At 55.6% G+C, this 2,682-nt stretch carries 1 protein-coding gene; it reads left to right on the top strand.

Annotated features, from left to right (window positions below):
- Nucleotides 1–43: 43 nt before the first annotated feature.
- Nucleotides 44–2,682, top strand: a 2,639-nt coding sequence (locus KK083_RS32275; RefSeq protein ID WP_317195263.1) for a two-component regulator propeller domain-containing protein, incomplete at its 3' end; no start/stop codon positions are given.

Below are 2,682 nucleotides of genomic sequence, written 5' to 3'. Positions count from 1 at the left end.
GGGCTCGGAGATGGGTTGCCGTACCCCGATCATTGTTTCCATCATGCTTGTCGCGATCCTTTCGCCGGCCGTGCGGGCACAACAGCCGTTTGTTCCGTTTCGTAATTATTCCAGTTTCCACGGGCTGTCGCACGACAAGGTGCTCTCCATCATCCAGGACCGCCAGGGCTTCATGTGGTTCGGGACGGTGGAAGGCCTCAACCGTTTTGACGGCTACACTTTCACCTCCTATTACCACAAGAACGGCGACACCACCTCATTGTGCGACAACACGGCCATCGCCATGCTGGAGGACCGCCACGGCGACCTGTGGATCGGCACGACGGGCGGGCTCAGCAGATACAACCGTGCCTCCAACGACTTTACCTCGTACGTTCCCGATCCATCGGACGATGGCAGCATTTCCGATGGGCGCATCAACCAGATCCTCGAAGACGAACACGGAAATTTCTGGCTTGCGTTCTCCAACGGCTACGTCGATCACTTCAACCGCACCTCGGGCCGCTTTCAACATTTTCTGGTCGACGAAAACTCGCTCGATGTAACGTCGCTGGAGTTCGACCGCAAGGGTGACCTCTGGATCGGCACACGCATCGGTGTGGTGGTGATGAACAAGGCGCGGCAGATCACCCAACACTTCAGCCACGATCCTGCTGACGCGGGCAGCCTCAGTCACAACTACGTAAATGATCTTTTTCTGGATCGCAACGGCGTGATGTGGGTGGGATCCGATGGCGGTCTGAGTCGTTATGACCGTGATCGGAAAACATTCGTGACCCATCGGCACCGTGCCGGCGATGCCAACAGCCTTGCGCTGGACGTGATCCGTTGCCTGGGTCAAGACCACACCGGCAGAATTTGGGTGGGCACCGAAAACGGAGGCCTTGACATATTCGACACCGGGGTCGGCCGCTTCTATCATTATGTAAATGACGAGCTCGACCCACGCAGCATCAGTGACAATTCGATCTATGCACTTTTTCGCGACCGGCACAACAATATGTGGGTGGGCACCAACAGCCGGGGCATCTGTCTGTACGATGCCAACCGGAAGCCATTTGTTATCTATCAGAAAAATCTAAGCCATCAACCCCAACTATCTAACAACAAGATCTCGGCCATCGTAGAACAGCCAGGCATTGGGTTGTGGGTTGGGTCAGACGGTGGGGGCGTTGGTTTTTTTGACGAGGCACACGGAACGTTTACGCCATACCGGCACGATCCGAAAGATCCCAACAGCATACCAGGTGACTTTGTGGTTGACCTGGAGTGGGATGAAAAAGCAAAATGCCTGTGGATAGCGACGTGGGGCGCGGGGCTTGGCCGATTTGATCCCGCCACAAAAAAGTGCCGGCGTTTTTTACCCCGTGCAGGCGACCCCGCCGCGCTGGCGTCTGACAAACTCTGGTGTCTTTACATGGACAACGAAGGGACACTTTACATCGGCACCCTCGGCAGCGGCTTCAGCATCTACAACCGAAGCACCGGAACCTTCAATTCCTACAGCACCAATGCCGGCCTGCGCGAAGAAAATGTAGTGGCCATTTGCCGCGACGTAAACGGCTTGCTCTGGCTGGGCAGCTGGGGCAACGGTGTGAGCTGCTTTGACCCTGTGGCCCGAAAATTTGTAGCCCGGCCTGACTCCCTCAGGCTCAGGAATGCGGAGTCGATCGCGGCTGACTCTTCGGGCAGACTTTGGATGATGGGGCACCCAGGCTTTGAATCTTACGACCCTGTGAGCGGAGCGGTGCAGCACTATGGAGACAAAGAACACGTACCCGAAACCACCATCAACAATTTTTTGCGCGACGGGCGGCGCAACTTTTGGCTCACCACCAATAAAGGGCTGGTACGGTACAATCTCGCAACACAAAAGGCAACCGTTTACACCGAAGACGATGGCTTGCCCACCAGCCAGTTTTATGGCAGGCCGCTTTACGCCTCCAACGGGAAAATGTACCTGGCCAGTGTTCGGGGCATAATCGCCTTTGACCCCGACAGCCTTAAAGACAACGCGATCGTTCCGCCGGTGCTCATTACCGATTTCAAGATCTTCAACAAATCGGTGTTTGCCGACAGCGGTGAAAGCCCTTTGCAGGATGTGATCAGCGAAACAAAAGAGATCTCGTTATCGTCGCGATACGATTTTATCTCGCTCAATTTTGTCGCCTTCAACTACTCGTGGCCCGAAGGCAACCGCTATGCATACAAGCTGGAAGGGTTCGACAAGGACTGGGTCGCTGCCGATGGTCAACGGTCAGCCACCTATACGAGCCTCGAACCCCGCGACTATGTATTCAGGGTAAAAGCCAGCAACAACGACGGGGTATGGAATGAGACCGGCACATCGCTCACCATTCACATCCTTCCGCGCTGGTACGAGACGCTGGCATTCAAGCTGGCAGTGGCGCTAGCGATAGGGGCGGCAACGTATGGTTTTTACCGTTATCGCGTACGCAGCATCGCGGCCCAGGCGCGGAAGCTCAGCACGATCGTGAGGGAGCGCACGCACGAGCTTCAGGAAATGAACAAAGACATCAGCGAGAAGAACCAGCTCCTGCAAGACCGGCAACAGGAAATAGAAATGCAAAACGAGGAGCTGAAGCAAAGCGGTGACGAGATCATGGCCCAACGCGACATCGTATACGCCCAAAACCAAAAGCTGGAAGAAGCCTCCACCAC

This window comes from Chryseosolibacter histidinae, from assembly GCF_018598225.1.
GTDB lineage: Bacteria > Bacteroidota > Bacteroidia > Cytophagales > Cyclobacteriaceae > Chryseosolibacter > Chryseosolibacter histidini.
Note: the sequence above shows the minus strand (reverse complement) of the source record. Positions and strands in the feature narration are given on the sequence as shown.